This is a genomic window from Rhizohabitans arisaemae (assembly GCF_025996515.1).
GTDB classification, from domain to species: domain Bacteria; phylum Actinomycetota; class Actinomycetes; order Streptosporangiales; family Streptosporangiaceae; genus Rhizohabitans; species Rhizohabitans arisaemae.
In genome coordinates this window covers 79895-101432 of record NZ_BLRH01000009.1, presented here as the reverse complement: position 1 = coordinate 101432, position 21538 = coordinate 79895, and the positions used below count along the sequence as shown (strand labels likewise).

The window sequence follows — 21538 nt, the reverse complement described above, 5'->3', positions numbered from 1 at the left end:
TCGCGGCGGGGGGCGAAACGGGCAGCGCCAGAGCGCACGATGCCGCAGCGGTGAGCTCGGCGCGTAGCGGACCGCGAGCGGGTCGCCGCGGGGTTGTCCAGGTGAAGACCGATGCGGAGGCACAAGCGATCATGAACGCGACGGCAAGCGCGGGCGGAGCCGGTGCGCGCATTGAGATCGACGACATCCAGAGCGGGGCATTGCATCCACGGCCTGCGCCGTACGTGGGAAGGTTCGTCTTCCTGCGTGTCGATGACCGCCATGCCGGGCGTTCGCTGCTGCGACGGCTGCTCCCGGCGATCGAGGGCGGTTTCTCCAGCGTGGACCCGAGCCGGGATGCATGGGTGGCGGTGGCGTTCACCTATCGGGGACTGCGGGCCCTAGGTGTCCCGCAGGAGTCGCTGGACAGCTTTCCGCAACCTTTTCGCCAGGGCATGGCAGCGCGTGCGGACCTGATCGGTGACGTGGGTGAGAGTGCTCCGGCCAACTGGGAACCACCGTTCGGAACGGCCGATGTGCATATCGCGTTGAGTGCACTCTCGCCCGATGAGGCGCGACTGGACAAGGCCTTGGAGCGGGCCCGCGCCGCCTGCCGGGACACGCCTGGGGTCCAGGTGATCTGGCAGCAGGAGGTCCGCCAGCTCCCGACCGGGCGCACCACCTTCGGCTTCCGCGACGGCATCAGCCATCCGAACATCGAGGGTCTCGGGCTGCCCGGCTCCAACCCACGGGAAGCCCCTCTCAAGGCCGGCGAGTTCATCCTCGGCTACCCCGATGAAACCGGCGGTCTGCCGCCGATGCCCAGCCCCGACGTGCTGGGGCGCAACGGGACCTACATTGCCGTGCGCAAGCTTCACACCAAGGTGGCGGCCTGGCGCCGGTTCCTGCGCGCGAATACCTCCAGCGCGCAGGAAGAGGCGCTCCTGGCGGCGAAGATGGTCGGACGCTGGCCCAGCGGGGCGCCGTTGACGCTGTCCCCGGAGCACGACGACGCGGCACTGGGCGCCGATCCACACCGCAACAACGACTTCCTGTACCGGGAGAACGACGATCGCGGCTTCCGGTGCCCCGCCGGCGCGCACATCCGGCGTACCAACCCCCGCGACGCCGACATCATCGGCGACGCACGGATGCACCGCCTCATCCGCCGCGGCACCAGCTACGGTCCGCCGCTGCCCGAGGGCGTGCTGGAAGACGACGGCGCCGACCGGGGCCTGGTCGGGGTCTTCATCGGAGCCCATCTAGAACGGCAGTTTGAATTCATCAAGGCCGAGTGGATCAACGACGGCAACTTCATCGGCTTTCCCGGCGAAAAGGACCCGGTAGCCGGGCATCACGGCGGAACCGGCAGCATCACCATCCCGGAGAAGCCGATCCGGCGCCGCTTGCGGAACCTGCCCAGCTTCGTGGTCACCCGAGGCGGTGAGTACTGTTTCCTGCCCGGTCTACGCGCCCTGCGCTGGCTTTCCGAACCGGAGGACTGAGGGCCTGTTCAACTCCCTGAGATCACCACCTCGATCTCCGAGAAGAGACCGACGTCATGGCGGCACGGTTCATCCCCGACACGCGAGATGCCACGCCTGGCTCCGGAGGCCAGGCGGGCAGGTATCGGGCGACCGTCTGCCGGATCGTCGATGCGCAGCGGGAAGCATGCGCCCACGTGGGGCCGGAGCGCTGTCTCAGTACGGTGCTCTGATGTCGTCCGGTGAAGACATCACGGCAATACCTCATCTGCGCTTCGTGGCTCCCGGCGCTGTTGACGGTTGAGCCGGTGACGCTGGAGGGAGGAGCGACGGTAGACCTCCTTGCGTGCCCGCATGATCTCGCCAAGCGGGGCGTGTTCGGCCGTGACCCGCCACGGGGTGAAGGAGAGTGCGTCCATCTTCGTGAGGGTTCCCTCATCTGAGAGGTCCTGCTGCGGCAGGTGCAGCTTGGCGACCGTGACGAAGGGGGACAGCCGCTCGGGCCACTCGACGGTGAGGTCCTCCACCGGCATGCGCTCCAGGTCGGTGCAGAGCTGGACCTGGACGTCGAACGCGTAAGGCCGGTCCCGCATCTCGGCCACCAAGGCCGGCCGGAAGACCTCGTCCGCCGATGTCACATCGATGGCGCGACGGACCACCGCGGCGGCGCAGGCGGGGTCGGGCGCGACGCGCACCTTGGCGATGTAGTCGCCGTGCCGTACCGCGCCCATCGTCCAGTAGGTCGACAGCAGAACATTCACCAACGGCCGCTGCGCCACCGCGAGGAAGGCCAGGAACTCCTCCCACGCCCACTCGTCAGGGTCCAGGCTCCCCTTGCCGGTCACGAATTCGCGGTAGAAGCGATGCCGCCCGGGCGCGCCCTGAGCGAAGTACTTCGGCGCGTCCAGGAACAGCTCCTGGATGAACAGGTAGTGCTCCACGGTGTTGCAGAAGAAGACCGGCGCGTTGATGAGGGCGTAGTCGAAGGTATCGGTGTCGGGCTCGTCCTCCAGCAGGGTCGGGCCACCGATGCCGAACATCTTCAACGCCAGCCCGGTCGCGCGGCCGAGCCGCGCATCGGCGCCCGCGTGCGGCGAACCGTTGGAGAAGCGCACGAGCGCGTCATGCCGTCCCGGCGTGGCGTAGATGCCTTGCGCGTACTCGGCGGGAAGCCCGTCGAGGATCTCGACTTCGCCCCTGACGACCCCGTACCCCTTGGCGTGCGCGTCACGGACCGCCAGGCCGGTGCCCTCGGTGTCAACCGATTCGGCGATGAACCGCTCGGTCTTGGCGATCACCGTCGGCAGCATCTCGTCGAATCGCGGAGAAGCGGCTTCGACATCCGGTGTGTAGGGGGTGAATCGCGATGGCATGCGCTCGATCATCTCCGCTCGCCTGCCGCGCGGCTGCGGGACAGCAATGTCAGCTCAGACCCAGGGGCGGCAGGATCACATGTAGTCCCAGGTCACGGCTCAGCGTAGGCAGGCGGATGAGCCGAAAGCGGGCTCGAAGACAGCCATTTGGCGGTCAAATTGTCAGAGGATCACCAAAAGATCGCTCATTCATGCCCTACCCCGCCGCCACCCATTCGCGCTTGACTCAACGATTCGCGCCGGATCGGGCACCGCCCGGGGCGCGACACGCCGGGTGAGACGATTGGCGAGAAGGGCTCCAAGGACGCCCTGGTCAACCGTACGGCGCGCGCTGGAGAGCTCAGCGGGTCAGGTCCGCGGCGCCGTACCGACCAGGTCATCCCGACCGGCACATGGAGACAGTCATGGGTGAAGCTCTCGGAGACATTCTGGGTCTGGCCGCCGGCGTCGCGGTCAGTCCGCTCCCGATCGTCGCGATCATCCTCCTTCTGGCCACACCGCAAGGACGTCTGAACGGGCCGCTGTTCACCCTCGGCTGGGTGGTAGGACTGTCGGCGCTGGGCGGCGTGATGCTGGCGATCGGGGGAGCGGGAGGTTCCTCGGCCCACCATCAGCCGGCCACCTGGGTGGGAGTGCTCAAGCTGGTCCTGGGCGTTCTGCTCGTCCTGTTCGGTCTCCGGCAGTGGCGGCACCGTCCCACCGGTGCCTCGCAGGCGGAGCTGCCGAAGTGGATGGCCGCGATCGACCGCTTCAGCCCGGTCAAGGTCGTCGGGCTCGGGCTGGCCCTGTCGGCGGCGAACCTCAAGAACGCGCCGTTGACCCTCGCCGCCGCCGCCTCGATCAGCTCGTCCGGGCTTGCGACCGGACAACAGATCGTGTCCCTGGGCGTTTTCGTGATCATCGGCTCTCTCGGGATCCTGGCCCCACTCGCGGTCTTCCTGTTCCTGGGCGATCGGGCCAAGAGCGTGCTCGGCGGATGGAAAGACTGGGCGGCACAGCACAACGTCGCCGTGATGGCGGTACTGTTCTTCGTCCTCGGCCTGAAACTGCTCGGGGACGGCATCGGCATCCTCATCTCCTGAAACCGACGGCGACCCCTGACGGTGCCGGACGGTCTGCGTCCAAGCCCTGCCGCGCCGCCCACCAGATGGTGCCGGTCAAGTGGCTGCGCGATACCCTGCCGCGCGGGATCCCGGAGAGTTTCGCCACCCGGCGTCTCGCCTCCGGGTGGCAGGTCTGGAAACCGTGCGGTGCCGCGCGGATCGCTTGATCGTCAATAGACTCGAACTGTGGGCAGGGAATGGCGACCGCCGCAGCGGATGCTCTCCCCCCGCTGAACGTTGACCCCCGGCATGCGGTGATAGGCGGTATATGACCGTGCATGAACCCGAATTAGATGAGGTGTTCCGAAACACGGAGATTGTCGCGTTGCCCGGCGAAACGTTGCTCCGCAAGGGCAACGCGAATCTGTGGCGCGGGAAAGAAGCCGTGGGCGGCAGGCTCTGGCTCACCAGCAGATGGCTGGTCTTCCGTTCACACTCCTTCAACAATCAAACGGGTGTCGGGACATGGCCACTGGAGGAGATCGCCTCGGTCGCGCCCGTCAACACACTCGGCATCGTGCCGAACGGCATGGAGGTCACGCTGGGGAGCGGCGAACGGATCCGCTTCGTCGTGAGCAAGCGTCGCGAGTGGATGACGACCATCATGCAGGCGAAAGCCTGACGCGTACTCGGCAACAGGTACGCCCCGCCTCGGGTGGAGATCCAGATCTTCATACCTGGTCGAGCCCGAGCAGGCGTACGGCCTCCTCGCGCATCTCGACCTTGCGGATCTTGCCGGTGACCGTCATCGGGAACCCGTCGACGATGTGGACGTAGCGCGGGATCTTGTAGTGGGCGAGCTTGCCGGCGCAGAATTCCCTGACCGCCTCGGCGGTCAGGGGTGTGCCGCCCGGGCGGATGACGATCCAGGCCATGAGCTCCTCGCCGTACTTCTCGTCGGGCACGCCGATCACCTGCACGTCGGCGATGTCGGGGTGGCGGTGGAGGAACTCCTCGACCTCGCGCGGATAGACGTTCTCGCCTCCCCTGATGACCATGTCCTTGATCCGGCCGACCACGTTGACGTAGCCGTCGGCGTCCATGGTGGCCAGGTCGCCGGTGTGCATCCAGCGGGCGGCGTCGACGGCCTCGGCCGTGCGCTCCGGCTCGTTCCAGTAGCCGAGCATCACCGAGTAGCCGCGCGTGCACAGCTCGCCGGGCTCGCCGCGCGGCACGGTCAGCCCGGTCTCCGGGTGCGTGATCTTGACCTCGACGTGCGGCATCACCTGGCCGACGGTCTCGGTGCGGCGCTCCAGGCCGTCGTCTGACCTGGTCATGGTGGAGACGGGTGAGGTCTCGGTCATGCCGTAGCAGATGGCGACCTCGGCCATGTTCATCTCGGTGACGACGCGTTTCATCACCTCGACCGGGCAGGGCGACCCCGCCATGATGCCGGTGCGCAGGCTGGACAGGTCGTACCGCCCCGCGAGGGCGAGCTCGGCGATGAACATGGTCGGCACGCCGTACAGGGAGGTGCATCGTTCCTGCTGTACGGCCCGCAGCGTCGCCTCGGGGTCGAAGCCGGGCGCGGGGATGACCACGCACGCGCCGTGGGAGGTGGCGCCGAGGTTGCCCATCACCATGCCGAAGCAGTGGTAGAAGGGCACCGGCAGGCACACCCGGTCGTGCTCGTCGTAGTGGATGAGCTCGCCGACGAAGAACCCGTTGTTGAGGATGTTGTGGTGCGAGAGCGTGGCGCCCTTGGGGAAGCCGGTCGTGCCGGAGGTGTACTGGATGTTGATCGCGTCGTCGGCGCTCAGCGACGCCATGCGCTCGCGCAGCCGTTCCTTAGGGGCGGCCAGCGCCAGCAGCCGGTCCCAGCCGGGGTCGCCGAGGTAGACGACGTCGGCGAACCCGATCTCCTCGACCATCGCCCGGTAGTCGCTGCCTTTGTGCGTGAGCGCGCTGATGAGCAGGCGCAGGCCCGACTGCCGGACGACGTAGTCGAGCTCGTGGGCGCGGTAGGCGGGGTTGACGTTGACCAGGATCGCGCCGATCTTCGCGGTGGCGTACTGGACGATCATCCATTCGGCGCAGTTGGGCGCCCAGATGCCGACCCGGTCGCCCTTGGCGATGCCGGAGGCGAGGAGCGCGAGGGCCAGCCGGTTCACGTCGGCGTCGAGCTCGGCGTAGGTCCAGCGACGGCCGGAGGGTACGTCGACGAGCGCCTCGCGGTCGCCGAAGCGCCGTACGGTCCGCTCGAAGTTGTCGCCGATGGTCTCGCCCAGCAGCGGGGTCGCCGCCACCCCGCTCGAGTAGGACTGCATGTCACAACCTCCGGTCGGTGCGTTCATTGAAGATCATGGTGTGCCCGGGTGGCCGGCCGGGATCGCCGGTACGGCCGGGGGCGGCTGTCCGGCGACGAGTGGCTCGGGGGACGGCCCGGCCAAGGGGGACCTGGTCGGGTCGCTCCTCAGCCGGGTCATGGCGTTCCCCTGCTCGGTGGCGACCAGGTTGGCCCAGCCGCTCGTCTCGTCGAGCGCCGGCGGTGAGGGATCCACGCCGCGTCGGATCCGCCTTCGTGGTTCCTAGGTGAGGTTCTTGAGGGCCTGGTTCTGCCAGGCGGTGTTGGTGGGGAGTTCGGGGGTGCCGCCGGCGAACGCCCCGCGGGCCTGGGTGTCGCCTTGGAGGCGGTACCTCAGCCAGGCGGTCACATAGCCGAGGAAGGCCCCGCCGGTGTTCTGGATGTCGTTGTGCCCCGCGCCTTTGAGCAGCGCCTTGCCCGCTCCGGCGCCGGCCTGGTCGTAGTAGCCCTGCAGGGTCGCGGCCGAGGAGATCAGCCAGTCGTTCGCGCCGCTGAGGAAGAGCGCCGGGCAGGTCAGGTCGGCGACGGAGAACTCGTCTCCCGGGCTCGCCATCCACGGCGCGGGCACGGCGATCGGCACCACGGTCTTGATCAGCCCGGCGGAGTCGTTGGCCGCGTTGACGGACCCGCCCGCGCCCTGGGAATGGCCGACGGCGGCCACCTGGGTGGTGTTCAGCTTGCCGTGGAAGACGCTTGCAGGGTCGGTGTCGAGGCTGACGAGGTGTTGGGCGGCGGCGAGGATCTCGGCGCCGGTGCCCGTGGTCGTGTCGGTGGAGGCGACCACCGCGAAGCCCCACGAGGCGAGGTGGTTGAGCAGCCCCGGATAGTTGTCGGGGGTGGCCCACGAGCCGTTGCCCCAGGTGACGATCGGGTGGGTGACGCCGCCCGAGCCCAGGGTCGCGGGGTAGTAGAGCCGGTGGCCGCCCGAGGTGCCGGTGGCGACCGGCCACGGACCCGCCGCCTTGTAGATCGTCTCGATGGTGGAGGCGGCGCCTGCCTCGGTGGTCCACGACAGGAATCCGGCCGACATGAGGCCGAGCGCCCCTGCCCGCAACGCCTGCCGGCGGGTGAAGTTCTCCATGGTCACCTCGTGGGTTGTGGGGAGACGTGAACGTCTTCCAAGAGCGGGAAGTGCGATCGGTGAGATCTGCGGCCCGACGGTGTGCCGACGCTCACGCACACCCCGGCGTGCCGGAGGTGCGCTGCTGGCGCATGGCGGTCACGTCGCCCGCGACGGCCGACTGGGCCATCGGGCCGAGGTCGAGCACGACGTCGGTGAAGGCGAGCGACGCCTTGCGCATCATCGGCAGGTCGATCGCCTCGGCGCCGAACTGCGGCGAGAACAGCGTCTTGGGCGCGGCGATGGGCGAGATGACGGGCAGCAGGTGCTGGTTGTACGGCGTGCCCTCCCCACCGAAGCTGCAGTGGCGCGGCACCGTGGCGAGGTCGGCCGCCGACAGGCCCTTGAGGATCGCGGTGCGCCGTACGTCCCAGTACTGGATGTGGCCCTTGACCAGTTCGCGCAGCGGCGTGCTCTCACTGACGGGGACCATCAGCAGTTCGGTGAGGGTGGGGTTGGCGACGAGCTGCTTGCCCGGCAGGCCGTTCGGCCTGGCGACCGCGTCGTAGCGCTTGGCGCCGAGGTGCTCGACCACGACGACGGAGGAGACCCCGCCCTGGTCGTACTCGGCGTCGAGCTGGGCGGCGAGCTGACCCGCGCCGCCCTCGCGGACGTCGGGGCCGGTCAGGTGCTGGTAGAGGTGGCCGGTCACGAACGCGAACTGCACGGTGCGCGGACGGCACTCCACCGGCAGCGACGACAGGTAGCGGGCCATCTCGATCATGGTGAGCGGGCCGTTGTCCCACACCGGGCTCATGCCGTCGGTGTGGCTCTCCACGACGATCTTCTGGGCGCTCCCGCCGGGAAGCGTCGCGAGCAGGGTGCGGGTCGTGGTCGGCGTCCAGGCGGCGTTCACGGTCAGCGTGGCCTGGACCTGCTGCCCGGCGGCCAGCGCGTCCTTGATCTGCTTGCCCTGGTCGGCGCCGACGTACGCGCCCGGCACGCCGTACGGCAGGCCCTCGTAGGGCGCGTACATGCCCTGGATCTGGGCGTGCGGGAGCTGGCTGACCTCGATCACGCCCACCGCGCCCGCGGCGGCGGCCGCCTTGAGGTCGGCGTCGGTCGCGGCCGGGGCCTCCATCGACTCCGAGCCGAGCAGGTTGATCGTGAGGCCGGGGTCGTACATGGAGTAGCCGAGGGTGGGCGGATAGAAGAGCAGGTTGGGCACGTTGGTCCACGGCAGGTCCCGGACGACGATCTTCCCGGCGGCGTTGGCCGCGGTGATGTTCGTCCCCGCGGCCAGGTGGACGAGCGGCGCCGAGACGCCGCCCGCGCCGGTGGAGGAGGAGAACGGTACGGGGGCCGCGACCGGTACGGCCGTACCGCCGACGGTCAGACCGGTGCCGAGGCTGTCCCAGCGGTCGATGGCGTAGGGGAGGGAGGAGAACTGGAGGCCGGGGATGGCCGCCATCTCGGCCTCCAGCCAGTCGATGTAGTCGGCGTGCGCGGGGGAACCGGTCGGCCTGGGGCCGAACGCCTCCTGCTGCTCGGCCAGGGTGCCCAGGCGGGCTTCGGAGGCGAACGCGGCGGGGTCGACCCTGACCGGGCAGTTCAGAGTGGCGGCCTGGGCGGCCGCCGATTGTGTGGGCGCGACCATCAGTGGGAGGAGAAGGGCGAGGAGAGCGAGTCGTCTCACGTGGGGGTCCTTCCATTGAATCGTTTTAATCCGTGGCCCGCGACAATCCCCCGACGTGCGGTTGGTTTCTCAGAGGCGTCGGCGGCCCAGCGGGGCCGCCGACGAGCGGTCGGTTCTCAGCGGCGAGGCGGTCCTGTGGTTCCGCGGACGATCAGCGTGGGCGACACCGACGACGTCACCGAACGCGTGCGTCCCTCGATGCGTTCGACGAGCAGGCGGGCGGCGGTCGCCCCGATCACGTGCCCGTCCTGGTCGACGCTGGTGAGTGAGATGCGCTTGAGCGAGGCGATGCCGATGTTGTCGTATCCGGCGACGGAGAGATCCTCCGGCACCGACAGGCCCGCCTCGTCGGCGGCGCGCAGCACGCCGAGCGCCGCGATGTCGGCCCCGGCGAAGATCGCGGTGGGGCGGTCGTCGCGCGCGAGCAGTTCCCGCGCGCCCTCGAAGCCGCCCTCCTCGGTGAAGGAGGTGGCCAGCACGTCGTCGGCGAGGCCGTGGGCGCGCATCGCCTGACGGTAGCCTTCGGCGCGCACCATGTGCGGCAGGCCCTGGGCGCGGGCCCGCTCCAGGTGGGTGATGTGCGCGATCCGGGTGTGCCCGAGCCCGACCAGGTGGTCGACCACGAGCCTTGCCCCCATCACGTCGTCGTCGACGACCGCGTCGTAGGCCGCGGCGCCGCCGTGCCTGCCCACCACGACGACCGGGACGGCCGCCGCGATGGCGGCGAGTTCGGCGTCCGTCATGACCGGCGAGATCAGGATGAGCCCGTCCATGCTCCGGTCGATCATGGCGTCGGTCATCCTGGCCTGCGTCTTGGGCTCGATCCCGCCGGGTCCGAGCAGCACCTGGTACTCGGTGTCGCCCAGCCGGCCGGTGACGCCCTCGATGATGTCGGGGAAGAACGGGTTGCGGGTGTCCGAGAGCATGACGCCGAGGGTGTAGGTGCGCCCACGCAGGGCGCGGGCCGCGGCGTGGGGGCGGTAGCCCAGCTCGTCGATGGCCTGCGTAACCTTGGTCTGCATCTCCGCACTCACGCCGTAGGCCCCGCGCACCACCTTGGACACGGCGGCCGTGGAAACCCCGGCTCGCCTGGCCACATCGGCGATCGTCACCCGTCCGCTCGTCACATGCAGTCCTTCATGGAGTCTTCGTAGAACGAACTACACACTTTTCTGAAAGGTGAGGCTAGCTCGCCAACACCACTCAGGTCTACCTCTTGACGGGCGAATATCTCGTGGCCTAACAATGGAGAACGTTCTACAAAGTTCTCCCTAACGTGAACAGGAGCATGGGCGTGAGAGCACCATCTCGTCTGCTCGGCGCGGCGATCGGCGCCGTCCTCGCCCTGTCCCTCACCGGCTGCGGGTCGTCCGCCCCGGAGGGGACCGGTCAGGTGAAGCTGACCCTCTGGCACAACAGCGCGGATCCGGCGCCGCTGCTGGAGATGTACAAGAAGTTCGAGAAGCAGTCCGGCCACAAGATCGAGCTTGTGGCGATCCCGTCCGACGGCTTCGAGGACACCACCCAGACCAAGTGGGCCACCGGCGAGCGCCCGGACATCCTGGAGTACCACGCGACGGTGAGCGGCCTGCTCGCCCTCAACCCGGCCGAGAACCTGCGCGACCTGACCGGCGAGGCGTACATCGCCAGGTCCGGCGACCTCTACCAGGCCGCCGGGGCCGTCAACGGCAAGGTTTACGCCGCCATCACCGGCTTCCCCCAGGTCTTCGGCGTCTACTACAACAAGAAGGTCTTCACCGCGGCCGGCCTGACCCCGCCCACCAACTTCGCCGAGCTCGCCGCGGCCTGCCCGGGGCTCAAGGCCGCCGGGGTCACGCCGGTCTTCGAGTCGGGCGGGTCGATCTGGCCGGTGCAGATCCTCCCCATCCTCTACCTGGCGGGCGCCAACCAGTCCAACGCGTACGGCAAGGCCATCGCGGGCCGCGGCGCCACGCTGGCCGACGCGGGCTCGCCCTTCGTCGCCGGCCTGACCGCCTACGCCAAGCTGAAGTCCGACGGCTGCTTCAACAAGGACATCGTCACCGCCAAGTTCGAGGACTCCATGAAGGCCCTCGTGACCGGCAAGGCCGCCATGGTCGCCCAGCACTCCGACATGCTCCCGGCACTCCTGGCGGCCGCGGGCGGCGACCAGAAGACCGTCGACGAGTCCGTCGGCTTCGTCGGCCTGTCGAGCGACAAGCCGCTCGTGACCTACGCACCCGGCCCGATCGGCACGTTCTACCTGCCCAAGACCGGTGACGCGGCACGGGAGAAGGCGTCGCTCGACTTCGTGCGCTTCATGACCGGCCCGGCCTACGCCGATTACATCACCGCGTCCAAGACCTTCCCCGTGCTTACGGACGTGCCCGACCCGCAGGGCGTCCCGTCCGTGCTGCAGGACGTCAAGAAGGCGTACGACACCGGCGCGGTCATCGCCTTCAACTCCGACATCCCCGGCATGGGCGGGCTGGCCCAGCTCATGTCCGAGCTGATCGCCGGGCAGAAGGACCCGCAGAAGGCGGCGACCCAGCTGCAGGCCCAGGTCGAGCAGGCGGCCAAGGCGGCAGGGCTGCCCGGATGGTGATACGGAACAGGGCGGCGTGGCTGCTGTGGGCCCTGCCCGCGATCGTGCTGGTCGCGGTCTTCTTCGTCGCCCCGTTCCTGCTCAACGTCCGGTTCGCGTTCTCCTCCTGGACGAGCTTCCGGGCCGAGATCACCTGGAACGGGCTGGAGAACTTCCGCACGCTGATCGACCAGGACCTGCTGGCCAACGCGGTCACCGTGACCGTGCTGTACGCGATCCTGTGCATGGCGATCCAGAACACGGTCAGCCTCTCGCTGGCCCTCGCCCTCCAGCGGACCAGCCGGATCAACACCGTCTTCCGCTCGGCGTTCTTCCTGCCCACGCTCATCTCGCCGCTGGCCGCCGGATACATCTGGCGTGGGCTGCTCGCCCCCGACGGGGCGGTCAACACCTCCCTCGGCATCGAGTGGGCGTGGCTGGGCGAACCGTCCACCGCGCTGGTGGTGGTCGCGTTCATCGACGCGTGGAAGTGGAGCGGGCTGATCACCCTCGTCTACATCGCGGGCCTCAACTCCATCCCGAAGTCGCTGCTGGAGTCGGCGACCGTCGACGGGGCCGGGCCGTGGACCCGGTTCCGGCGGGTGGTGTTCCCGATGCTCGCCCCGGCGCTGACCTTCAACGTGGCGGTCACGCTGGTGGGCGCGCTCAGCGCGTACGACGTGATCGCCGCCACCACCGGCGGCGGGCCCGGCGACCACACGCGGGCCCTGAACGTGGTGATGCGCCAGCAGTGGGGGCAGGGCTTCTTCGGCTCCGCCAGCGCGCTGGGGTTCACCGTGACCCTGCTGGTGATCGCCACCGCCGTGCCCCTCGTGTGGTGGCTGCGGCGCAGGGAGGTGGCGGGATGAGGGCGGTCCTCAAGTACACCGCGCTGACGCTCTTCGCGATCCCGTGGGTGCTCGTGCCTATCTGGCTCGTGGTCGTCAACTCGTTCAAACCCGCGGGCGAGGCCGCCGAACTGGGCCTCGGCCTGCCCAGGACGTGGGCGATCGCCGAGAACTACGGCATCGTGTTCGACCGGGGCGGCTACCTGACCGGGCTGCTCAACAGCCTCAAGGTGACCGTGCCGATCATGGTGGCCGTGGTGCTCCTCGGCGCGGCTGCGGCGTGGGCGTTCGGGCGCAGCCGGTCGCGGTGGCTGCAGGCGGCCTACTTCACGATGGGGCTGTCGATCCTGCTGCCGCCGTCGATCATCCCGACCGTCTACCTGCTGCGCGCCCTGTCGCTGGACGGCGGCTCGCTCGGCTACGTGCTGACGATGACCGGCTGCCGCCTGGGCATCGTGATCTTCCTGGCGACCGGGTTCTTCCGGGCGTTCCCCCGCGACCTGGAGGACGCCGCCGCCATCGACGGCGCCTCCCGCCTGCAGATCTTCGTCCGCATCCTGCTGCCCCTGCTGCGGCCGGTGCTGTTCGTCGGCGGCGTGATCCTGATCATCAACGTCTGGAACGACTTCTTCTTCGCCCTCTTCCTGCTCCAGGGCAGCGCGAACGCCACGCTGCCGCTGAGCCTGTTCCAGTTCGCCTCCGGCACCCTGCAGAGCCTGAACTGGAACCTCGTCTTCGCCCACGTCCTGCTCACCACGCTGCCGCTCGTGGCGGTGTACGTCGTCGCGCAGAAGCGCGTCCTGGCCGGCCTTACGGAAGGTGCCCTCAAAGGATGACCACTCACGACATCGCGCTCGACTGGGTCCGGCGCGAGATCAAGGAGGGGCGGCTGCCCTGCGCGGTGTTCGGCGCCGCCACCTCCGACGGGATCCAGGTGCTGGAGGCGTTCGGCGAGCACGACGGCCGCGGGACCAGGACCGAGGACCACTTCGCGCTGTTCTCGGTGACCAAGCCGCTCATGGGGCTGCTCGCCCTGCGCCAGGTCGAGCGCGGGCTGCTGTCGCTGCGCCGCCCGCTGCGGGACGTCCTGCCGGCCTTCGCGCGGCCCGACGTAACGCTCTGGCACCTGCTCACCCACACCGGCGGCATCGCCGAGCAGACGCTCACGCCCGACGACCTGGTGGAACACCTCGTCACCGCGCCCTCGCTGTTCGAGGCGGGCACGCTCAGCCACTACTCCAACCTGGCCTTCGCCGGGATCGCCGAGATGATCCGCGACGTCACGGGCCGCGACGTGGCCGACGTGATCGACTCCGACCTGAACACGCTGGTGCCCGGCGGCGGGCGGATCACGTTCGACCCGGCGTGCGACGCGGCCGAGGTCCACGGCCTCGACCTGCTCGGTGCGGGCTTCGACTTCGACGCGTTCGTACGGCTCCGCCACCCGGCGGGGGCGCTGTTCTCCCGCGCCGAGGACCTCCTGGCGCTGGGCGGGGCGCTGCTGCGCGGCGACCGCAGGCTGATCCACCCGACCACCCTTTCCGCCATGACGACCCCGCAGACGACGGGCCTGGTCAAACTGCAGCCCGACCCGGTCAACGCCGGACAGGACTGGGGCCTCACCTGGAACCTGCGCCACTCGGCTCCCGGGCTGCTCGACCGGCGGCTGTACGGGCACGGCGGCGCCTCGGGCTGCCAGTGGTGGATGTACCCGGAGCAGGACGCGTGCTTCGTGCTGCTGATCAACGTGATGGCGCCGCACCTGTCCGGCGTCGACGTCGACGGCCTGCACAACGCCTTCACCACCGGGCTAGATGCGTGAACCGGGATTCGGGGGTCCTCGGAGTGCAGGTCTCAGGCGCGCAGGCGCCGTTCATCCGTTCGGCCCCGCCTGCTTCACGGGCGGGCCTTACGTGCGGCCTGGCGGATCCGGTGGGCGTGGACGAGCCGTCGCCCCGGCTGTCGTGGGACGCCCGGCTGCTCAAGGAGGCCACCGTTGTGGTGTCCTCGGACGGGCGCGAGGTGTGGCGGGCGGCCGTGCCCGCCGGATCGCACACCGTGGACGTGCCGGACGAGCGGCTGGCTCCGCTGACGCCGTACACGTGGCGGGTGGAAGGGCACGCCACCGGCGCGTTCACCACGGGCCTGCGGGCTCGCGGTGAGTGGGACGCCCCCTGGCTGGCGGGCGACCCCCGGGCGGCGGTCAGCCTGCGCGGGTCGTTCACATGGCGGCCCGCCACCGGGCGCGCCTGGCTGGCCGCCACCGCGCTCGGCGTCTACCGGGCGCTGCTCAACGGGGTACGGCTCGGCGAGGAGGAACTGGCCCCCGGCTGGACCGACTACGGCCACCGGACGCGCTACCGGCTGCTGGAGCTCACGGGGCTGCTCGTCCCCGGCGAGAACGAGCTGGAGCTGTGGCTCGCTCCCGGCTGGTACGCGGGCCACGTCGCCGGTGGAGGCCCGGGCCGCTACGGCGACCGGCCCGCCGCCAGCGCCCAGGTGCTCGCGCGGGACGACGACGGGGTCCGTCGCGTGTTCGCCACCGACGCGGCCTGGACCCGGCGGGACCTCGGCCGCCCGCGCGCCGACCTGGTGATGGGCGAGACCGTCCAGGCCCCCTCCCCGCAGGCCGTACCCGCCGATACGACGGCCATCCCGGACATCCTGGTGGAGGCCGACCCCGCCCCTCCCGTGCGGGTGATCGGCACGGTGCCCGCCGTGTCCGTGACCGAACCCGTGCCGGGCGTCCAGGTGGCCGACTTCGGGCGGAACGTCGTCGGGCGGGTACGGCTGCGCGTCGACACGCCGGGCCCCGTACGGATCACGGTGCGGCACGGCGAGGAGCTGACCGCGACCGGGCGGCTCTACACCGACAACCTGCGCACCGCGGACCAGCGTGACGAGTTCGTCCTCGGCCCCGGCTCGCACGTCGTGGAGCCCGCGTTCACCCTGCACGGGTTCCGCTACGCGGAGGTCGTCGGCTGGCCGGGCGCGCTGACGCCGGACGACCTGGAGGCGGTGCTGCTGTCCACCGCGCTCGCCGCCACCGGCTCGCTGACCGTGAGCGATCCCGCCGTACGGCAACTCGTCGCCAACATCGGCGCGTCGGCGGACGGCAACCTGGTGAGCGTGCCGACCGACTGCCCGCAGCGCGACGAGCGGACCGGCTGGACGGCGGACATCTCGGTGTTCGGCTCGACGCTCAGCTTCCTGCGGCACACGCAGGCGTTCCTGTCCGCCTGGGTGACGACGCTGATCGACGGGCAGCGGGCCGACGGCGCGATCCCGCACGTCGCGCCGGTCCTGCCCGAGTACGGATACGACTCCCCCGTGTGGTCCGACGCGCTGGTCGAGGTGCCGTGGCTGCTGTGGCGGCGCTACGGCGACGACCGCACGCTGCGCCGCGCCTACGACCCGATGCGGCGGTGGGCCGGCTACTGCCTGGCCCAGGCCGAAGGCGGCATCAGGCCGGGCAGGGCCCTCGGCGACTGGCTGGCCCCCGGCACGGTCGAGACGCCCAAGAGCCTCATCGCCACCGGCGCCCTCGCCCGCAGCCTCCGCCTGATCGCCCACGTGGCCGACGTGCTCGGCGAGCCGCACGCGCCGGAGTACGGCGAGGCGTTCACCCGCGTGTCCGGCGCCTTCCAGCGGGCCTTCCTTAACGGGCCGAGGCTGCACACCGAGACCCAGACCGGCTACGCCGTCGCCCTCGCCTGGGACCTGGTCCCGCCCGAGGACCGGGCCGCGTCGGCGCAGGCGCTGGCCGAGCTGGTCCGCGCCGACGGGCACCGGCTCATGACGGGCTTCGTCGGCACCGCCCTGCTGCTGCCCGTGCTGTCGGAGACCGGCCACCACGACCTGGCCTGCCGGATCTTCAACCAGGAGGGCTATCCGTCCTGGCGCTACCAGCTCCGCGCCGGGGCGACCACCATGTGGGAGCGCTGGGACGCCTGGCACCACCGGCACGGCCTGCAGACGCCGGCCATGAACTCCTTCAACCACTACGCCTACGGCTGTGTGGGCGACTGGCTGTTCCGGCACGTGGCGGGCCTCGGCGACGACCCGCGCGGGACGGGCGGCGGCTTCGGCGAGCTGCTGCTGCGCCCCGGCCCCGTCCCGCTGCTGCGCCAGGCGCACGCCCGCTACCAGAGCGCGTCGGGGACCGTCGAGTCGGGCTGGCGGGCCGGGCCCGACGGGGTCCAGTTCACGTTCGCCGTCCCTGAGGGCGTGACCGCCCGCGCGGTGCTGCCCGTGCGCGGCGCGTGGGACGGGATGACCGTCAACGGCACCTTCCTCATGGGCCTCGGCGAGCAGCTGCCGACCACCAGGCTGGCCGACGGAGGCTGCGCCCTGAACCTGCCCCCGGGCCGCTGGTCCTTCACGGCCCCCGCGGCGGCCACGGCCCACCTCCTCCAGGAGTGGGACGACCTCGGTCAGTGAACCGGTCGTAGGCTTGCGGTCACCACTCGTGTTGCTTTTCGGCACTGAGTGGTGACTTCGGGTCGGTTCTACTCCAGACTCGGGTACCGAACTCCTCGCCCCTCGTCCTCGACAACAATCCGGAGTTTCGTCGTGAACGCTTTTCCCGCCGAAAGTCAATACGGTCTTCTGGTCGAGCACGGGGTCGAGACGTGGTTCTCGGTGCAGTGGGTCAGCGTCGGGGATGTGGACGAGGTGGTCAGGCGGTTGAGTCTTGTTGGTGAGACGGTGCGGGGGAGTGGGTTTCGGGAGGCGCGGAGTTCGTTCTCTCTTTCGGATGAGCGGTCGCGGTGGGTGTGGGTGGCGCCGTTTTCTCCCGGGTGGTCGGTCGTCGTTTTTCTCACGGGCGGGGTGATGCCGTCGCAGGAAGCGCTCAGCCAAGACGGGCAGCGGGTGATCGAGATCGGCTACCTATATGGGGAGGTGGAGGTTCCGGACTACGCCCGTGACGGGATGCGGATGGAGACCATTTTCATCGAGGAGGAGTACCACGAATTCATGGAGGACTTGGACTCCGACGACTTTCTGCCCTTCGCGGAGCGGCTGGAGCAGTATTTGCTGGTCATCGGGAGGATCACCGGGCGGTTTCTCGATCGGGAGTTCTTCGTGTCGGAGGGTGTGCTGGGGCGGCTTCCCGAGGTCGACCTCGATGACTCAGGCCGTGCCCGTCTCGGCTGAACGGTTCGGCGTGGCGGAGGTTTCCGCCTGATCATCCGATTCGGTTCTGCTTGTGATGTGGCGTCGCCGTCCGATGCGCTTGGTGTACGGCGGTATCCATGGGACCGCGGGTGGCTTGCTCCTCCTTTCGATGCCGTCGGATTGTGTTCGCGCTGGTCCGTCGGCTAGGTGGTGGCGGGTTCGGTGGGGAGGGGTGGGGTGGTGCCGGTGGGGGAGTCCTGGTGTTGGAGGGCGAGGACGCCGGCGGCGAGGGTGAGGGGGACGGCGAGGGCGAGGGCCATGGACAGGACGGCGATGCCGGAGTCGTTGACCAGGGTGCCGAGGACGCCGCTGATGAGGGCGCCGATGAATCCGGCCTTGACCACGGGGGCCCGTTCGAACAGGGCGGGGAGGGCGCCGGCGGTGGCCGCCCCGGGCCGTACCACGGCGAACACCAGGAAGGCGATGGCCGCGATCACGATCGGCATCAGGTTGGGGTTGAGCAGGGTGCCGAGCATGGCGGCGAGTTTGCGGGTGATGACGGGGAGCGCCTCGCCGGTGAGGACCTGGCCGAAGAAGCGGCCGAGGTGGGTTTGGGAGGCCGCGGGCCGCAGGTAGTCCAGGTAGGCGATGGCCATCACGGTGACCCCGCCGCCGACGCAGGCCACGCCGAGTTTGGCGAGGGAGACCCGCTGCCCGGCGATGAGGAGCGCGGCGACGGCGATGCCGGGGACGAAGGCGATCACGCCGCCGAAGTCGCTGCCGACCCCGGGCCATCCCCCGAGGATCATCGCGGAGGTGCCGAGGACGAGGATGACGGCGACGGCGGCGAGGCGGCGCCCCCGGTTGATCAGCGCTTGGCCGATCGCCGCCGACACCAGCAGGACCGAGGTGGCGAAGAGGGCGAACGGGATGTTGCCGAGGCCGTAGTAGCGGGCGCCGTTCACCCCGTTGAAGCCCATGACGCTGTTGAGCTGGAGCGTCGTCCCGGTGAGCAGATCGCCGCCGAGGACGGCGGCGGTGACCGCGGCGACCACGGTGGGCGGGCCGAGCAGGTGCCTCCGCCAGGGTCCGGCGAGGGCGAGCAGGCAGGTCAGGGCGGCGAAACCGAGGATGCCCCCGATCAGGCCGGCCAGCGGGGCGGGGAACCGCCACCAGGGGATGAGGTTGGCCAGGTAGGTGGCGGCGGGCAGGGAGGCCAGGGCGAGTCCGGCGATCCGGATCAGCGGGCGGGAGCGCCGTCGGCGGAGCAGCAGGTAGGCGAGGAGGTAGAAGACCACCTGGAGCACGGCGAGGGTGGTGAAGAAGGCGGCTCCCAGCGCGCGGATGGTCTGCCCGGCGACGTCGGCGCCCTTGAGGACGGTGACCGCGGTGTCCCGGTCCGCGGCGCGGCCGATCTCCCAGGGCACGCCGACCACCGAGTCCGGGGTCGCGATTCCGGCGGTGGCGAGCATCGTGGCGGTGATGTCCGGCAGGATCACCATGTCGTCGCGGTGGGTGGAGGCCGAGCCGAGGTGGTGACCCGCCGCGCCGGCCGTACGCCACATGCCGACCCTCAGGTGGGGGACGCTTGCATGGTCGGACACCCCCGCCACCAGCAGGGTCGCGTCGGCCGGAATCCTGGCCAGGGCTTCGCCGACCACGGTGTCGGCCTGGCGGACGAGGGCAGCCCGCTCGGCCGCCGGGATCGGTTCGGCCGACTCGCGGCTCAGGTGCCCGTCCTTCTTGAGGTAGGGGGCGACGAGGACGTCCACGTCGACGGCGATCAGGTCGCAGCGGGACCAGGCGGCGGTGTCCAGGGCCGTGGGCGTGGGCGCGTAGACGTCGACCCGTCCTGCGCGGTCCGCGAGGGCGAGGGCGGCTCCCGGCCCGATCGCGGTGGTGCACTTGCCCGCCGCCCGGGCCGCGGTGCCCAGGGTGCCCGTGTACTTCTGCTCCGCCATCTCGGTGAGCCAGTCGAAGTCGGGGATGACCGCGCCGGTGCCCTGCGGCTGCGGGGTGGGAGGGGCGCCGCAGCGGTATCCGACGGCGGAGCGGCTCCCCGCGGAGACGGTCAGCCAGGCGTCGTAGGGGCAGGTGACCGTGCCCACGGTGCGCACGGACATGGAGCCGAGGGCGCTCTCTCCGGTCAACCGCCACAGGTTCGGGGTGTTCGCGGCGTCGAGGTCGCTCCACGACAGGCCGGACACCCCGATGAGGGCGACCCGCCCGACCGGGAGTCCGGTCGTCTCCGCGCCCGCGGGGGTGGCGACGCCGGCGAGCATGAGCACCCAGCCCAGAACCAAGAACGTCGACGCGAGCGCGCGCTTCACTCAGACCTCCCCGAGACGTGAAGGCAAACCCTAGCGAGATCCGGGGCTCGCCGGGGCGCTCTCGTGCTGGAGGGGGTCGAGCGCGGTGACGAAGTAGGTGTACTTGCGCGCCGGGTCGGCGCTGCCGTCGGTGTAGGTGGTCTCGGGGACGACGGCGAGCAGGTTGCTCGCGTCGGTGAGCGCGCAGCCGGGCTCGCCGACCTCGCCGGGGACCCGGTAGACGGCGTACGACCGCGCGCCGGCCGAGCCCGTCCAGGTGAGGCGGCCGCCTTCGATCCGGGTGCCGGTGGGGGCGGCGGGTGCGGCGCCGCCGCGCGGGGTCATGAGCGGGAGCAGCGCCGGGCGGGCGTAGTGGTCCCGGGTGAGCAGGTCGAGGACGCCCAGCGGGTTGCCGGCGAGCTGCCGGGCGCTGAAGTAGACGTCGCCGCGTACCTCGGGGTGTTTGCGGCCGAGGGTGAGGTGGGCGGGGAGTTCCCCGGGTCTGGTCCACGCGGGGCTGTCCGTGGCGCCGACCCGGTAGAGGGCCTGGCCGATGTAGAGGTGCACGGGGGTGCCCTTGACCTCGTTCGCCCACCACGGCAGGAGCTTGGCGTAGTTGGCGATCTTGAGGCCGCGCGGCCAGTAGAGCTGGGGGACGACGTAGTCGATCCAGCCCCGTCTGATCCAGGTGCGCGAGTCGGCGTGGATGTCGTCGTAGGACTGCATGCCCCGGGTGTCCGACCCGGTCGGGTCGGTGGAGGCGTTCCGCCAGATGCCGAACGGGCTGACGCCGAACTTCACCCGCTCCTTGGTCCGGCGTACGGTGGCCGAGACCTGGGCGATCAGGCGGTTGACGTTGTCCCGGCGCCAGGCGGCGCGGGTCTTGCCCTGGCCGTACCGCGCGTAGGCGGCGTCGTCGTCGAACTTTGTGCCTTTGCCCGGGTATGGGTAGAAGTAGTCGTCGAAGTGCACCCCGTCGACGTCGTAGCGGGAGACGACGTCTTTGACGATCTTGGTGATGTGGTTGCGCACCTGGGGCAGGCCCGGGTTGTAGTACAGATTCCCCTCGCGCCGTACCGTCCAGGAGGGGTTGAGCCGCGCCGGATGCGTCCGGGGGAGTTTGGCCGTCTTGTCGTCGGGGGCGGCGCGGTAGGGGTTGAACCAGGCGTGGAACTCCATGCCGCGCCGGTGCGCCTCGGCGATCAGGAACGGCAGCGGGTCCCATCCGGGGCTCTTGCCGGGTTTCCCGCTCAGCCAGTGCGACCAGGGTTCGTACGGCGACGCGTAGAGGGCGTCGGAGGCCGGGCGGAGCTGGACGAACACCGCGTTGAACCGGCGCTTGGCCGCGTTGTCGAGGATCCTCAGGTATTCGGCGCGCTGCCGCTGCGGGGTGAGGCCCGGCTTGGACGGCCAGTCGATGTTGCGCACGGTGGCGATCCAGACCCCGCGCAGCTGCCGTTTGGGATACAGCGGGTCCGCGGGGCAGCTCGCCGGCGGGGCGCCGCCCGCCGCCGCCGGGGCCGCCGTGTCGCTCGCCGCGCTCACGGGGACGCCGGGTGACGGCGTGGCGGTGCCGGTGAAATGGATGATCGTCGCGCTCGCGCCGAGGCCGGCCAGGACCGCGGCGGCGAGCAGGCGGCGCTCCGCCAGGTTTCCAGTACGCATTGACCTCAGTGTTACATCAACGTTGCCCGGTGTTT

The 21538-nt window shown here is 70.3% G+C and carries 17 protein-coding genes; 9 read left to right on the top strand and 8 right to left on the bottom strand.

Annotated elements, in window-relative coordinates; genetic code table 11:
- Window positions 1–101: 101 nt before the first annotated feature.
- Window positions 102–1484 (top strand): Dyp-type peroxidase, encoded by a 1383-nt coding sequence (locus tag RUR_RS01540; protein WP_283133012.1) that lies wholly within the window; start codon window positions 102–104, stop codon window positions 1482–1484.
- 230 nt (window positions 1485–1714) lie between these two features.
- Here the strand turns inward: RUR_RS01540 and RUR_RS01535 are convergent, their stop codons facing one another.
- Window positions 1715–2836, bottom strand: coding sequence for a catalase family protein (locus tag RUR_RS01535; protein WP_283133011.1), 1122 nt, complete (start codon window positions 2834–2836; stop codon window positions 1715–1717).
- Window positions 2837–3240: 404 nt separating this feature from the next.
- Between RUR_RS01535 and RUR_RS01530 the strand changes: the two genes are divergently transcribed.
- Window positions 3241–3918, top strand: a complete 678-nt coding sequence (locus RUR_RS01530; RefSeq protein ID WP_283133010.1) for a GAP family protein — start codon at window positions 3241–3243, stop codon at window positions 3916–3918.
- 289 nt (window positions 3919–4207) lie between these two features.
- Complete coding sequence (locus RUR_RS01525; RefSeq protein ID WP_283133009.1) at window positions 4208–4561, top strand: GRAM domain-containing protein; 354 nt, start codon at window positions 4208–4210, stop codon at window positions 4559–4561.
- Window positions 4562–4610: 49 nt separating this feature from the next.
- Here the strand turns inward: RUR_RS01525 and RUR_RS01520 are convergent, their stop codons facing one another.
- From RUR_RS01520 to RUR_RS01500, 5 genes are all read right to left on the bottom strand, one after another.
- Window positions 4611–6206 (bottom strand): AMP-binding protein, encoded by a 1596-nt coding sequence (locus RUR_RS01520; RefSeq protein ID WP_283133008.1) that lies wholly within the window; start codon window positions 6204–6206, stop codon window positions 4611–4613.
- A gap of 33 nt (window positions 6207–6239) precedes the next feature.
- Complete coding sequence (locus RUR_RS01515; protein ID WP_283133007.1) at window positions 6240–6440, bottom strand: hypothetical protein; 201 nt, start codon at window positions 6438–6440, stop codon at window positions 6240–6242.
- Between the two features lie 27 nt (window positions 6441–6467).
- Window positions 6468–7325: a poly(ethylene terephthalate) hydrolase family protein gene (locus RUR_RS01510; protein WP_283133006.1), complete on the bottom strand. Its 858-nt coding sequence runs from the start codon at window positions 7323–7325 to the stop codon at window positions 6468–6470.
- Window positions 7326–7416: 91 nt separating this feature from the next.
- Window positions 7417–9000 carry a zinc-binding metallopeptidase family protein gene (locus RUR_RS01505; protein ID WP_283133005.1) on the bottom strand — a complete coding sequence of 528 codons (1584 nt, stop codon included), beginning with the start codon at window positions 8998–9000 and terminating at the stop codon, window positions 7417–7419.
- Between the two features lie 116 nt (window positions 9001–9116).
- The gene (locus tag RUR_RS01500) at window positions 9117–10127 is read right to left on the bottom strand and encodes a LacI family DNA-binding transcriptional regulator (protein WP_283133004.1); all 1011 of its coding nucleotides are present in this window, start codon (window positions 10125–10127) and stop codon (window positions 9117–9119) included.
- A gap of 167 nt (window positions 10128–10294) precedes the next feature.
- Here RUR_RS01500 and RUR_RS01495 point away from each other — a divergent pair, with 167 nt between their 5' ends.
- The 6 genes from RUR_RS01495 (at window position 10295) to RUR_RS01470 (ending at window position 17568) form a co-directional block, all read left to right on the top strand.
- The gene (locus RUR_RS01495; RefSeq protein ID WP_283133003.1) at window positions 10295–11584 is read left to right on the top strand and encodes an ABC transporter substrate-binding protein; all 1290 of its coding nucleotides are present in this window, start codon (window positions 10295–10297) and stop codon (window positions 11582–11584) included.
- The gene (locus RUR_RS01490) at window positions 11578–12432 is read left to right on the top strand and encodes a carbohydrate ABC transporter permease (protein ID WP_283133002.1); all 855 of its coding nucleotides are present in this window, start codon (window positions 11578–11580) and stop codon (window positions 12430–12432) included. Before RUR_RS01495 ends, RUR_RS01490 begins: the two co-directional genes overlap by 7 nt.
- Window positions 12429–13247, top strand: a complete 819-nt coding sequence (locus RUR_RS01485) for a carbohydrate ABC transporter permease (RefSeq protein ID WP_283133001.1) — start codon at window positions 12429–12431, stop codon at window positions 13245–13247. The genes RUR_RS01490 and RUR_RS01485 overlap by 4 nt, the downstream gene beginning before the upstream one ends.
- Window positions 13244–14233, top strand: coding sequence for a serine hydrolase domain-containing protein (locus RUR_RS01480; RefSeq protein WP_283133000.1), 990 nt, complete (start codon window positions 13244–13246; stop codon window positions 14231–14233). Before RUR_RS01485 ends, RUR_RS01480 begins: the two co-directional genes overlap by 4 nt.
- A 116-nt stretch (window positions 14234–14349) precedes the next feature.
- Entirely contained in the window at window positions 14350–16851 is a 2502-nt protein-coding gene (locus tag RUR_RS01475; RefSeq protein WP_283132999.1) for an alpha-L-rhamnosidase, read from the top strand.
- 225 nt (window positions 16852–17076) lie between these two features.
- The gene (locus tag RUR_RS01470) at window positions 17077–17568 is read left to right on the top strand and encodes a hypothetical protein (RefSeq protein WP_283132998.1); all 492 of its coding nucleotides are present in this window, start codon (window positions 17077–17079) and stop codon (window positions 17566–17568) included.
- Window positions 17569–17732: 164 nt separating this feature from the next.
- Here RUR_RS01470 and RUR_RS01465 read toward each other — a convergent pair whose 3' ends face one another.
- Together RUR_RS01465 and RUR_RS01460 are read right to left on the bottom strand one after the other, a co-directional pair.
- The gene (locus RUR_RS01465; RefSeq protein WP_283132997.1) at window positions 17733–19859 is read right to left on the bottom strand and encodes a hypothetical protein; all 2127 of its coding nucleotides are present in this window, start codon (window positions 19857–19859) and stop codon (window positions 17733–17735) included.
- Between the two features lie 30 nt (window positions 19860–19889).
- On the bottom strand, window positions 19890–21503 hold the full coding sequence (locus RUR_RS01460; protein WP_283132996.1) for a glycoside hydrolase family 10-like protein: 1614 nt from the start codon (window positions 21501–21503) through the stop codon (window positions 19890–19892).
- Window positions 21504–21538 lie beyond the last annotated feature (35 nt).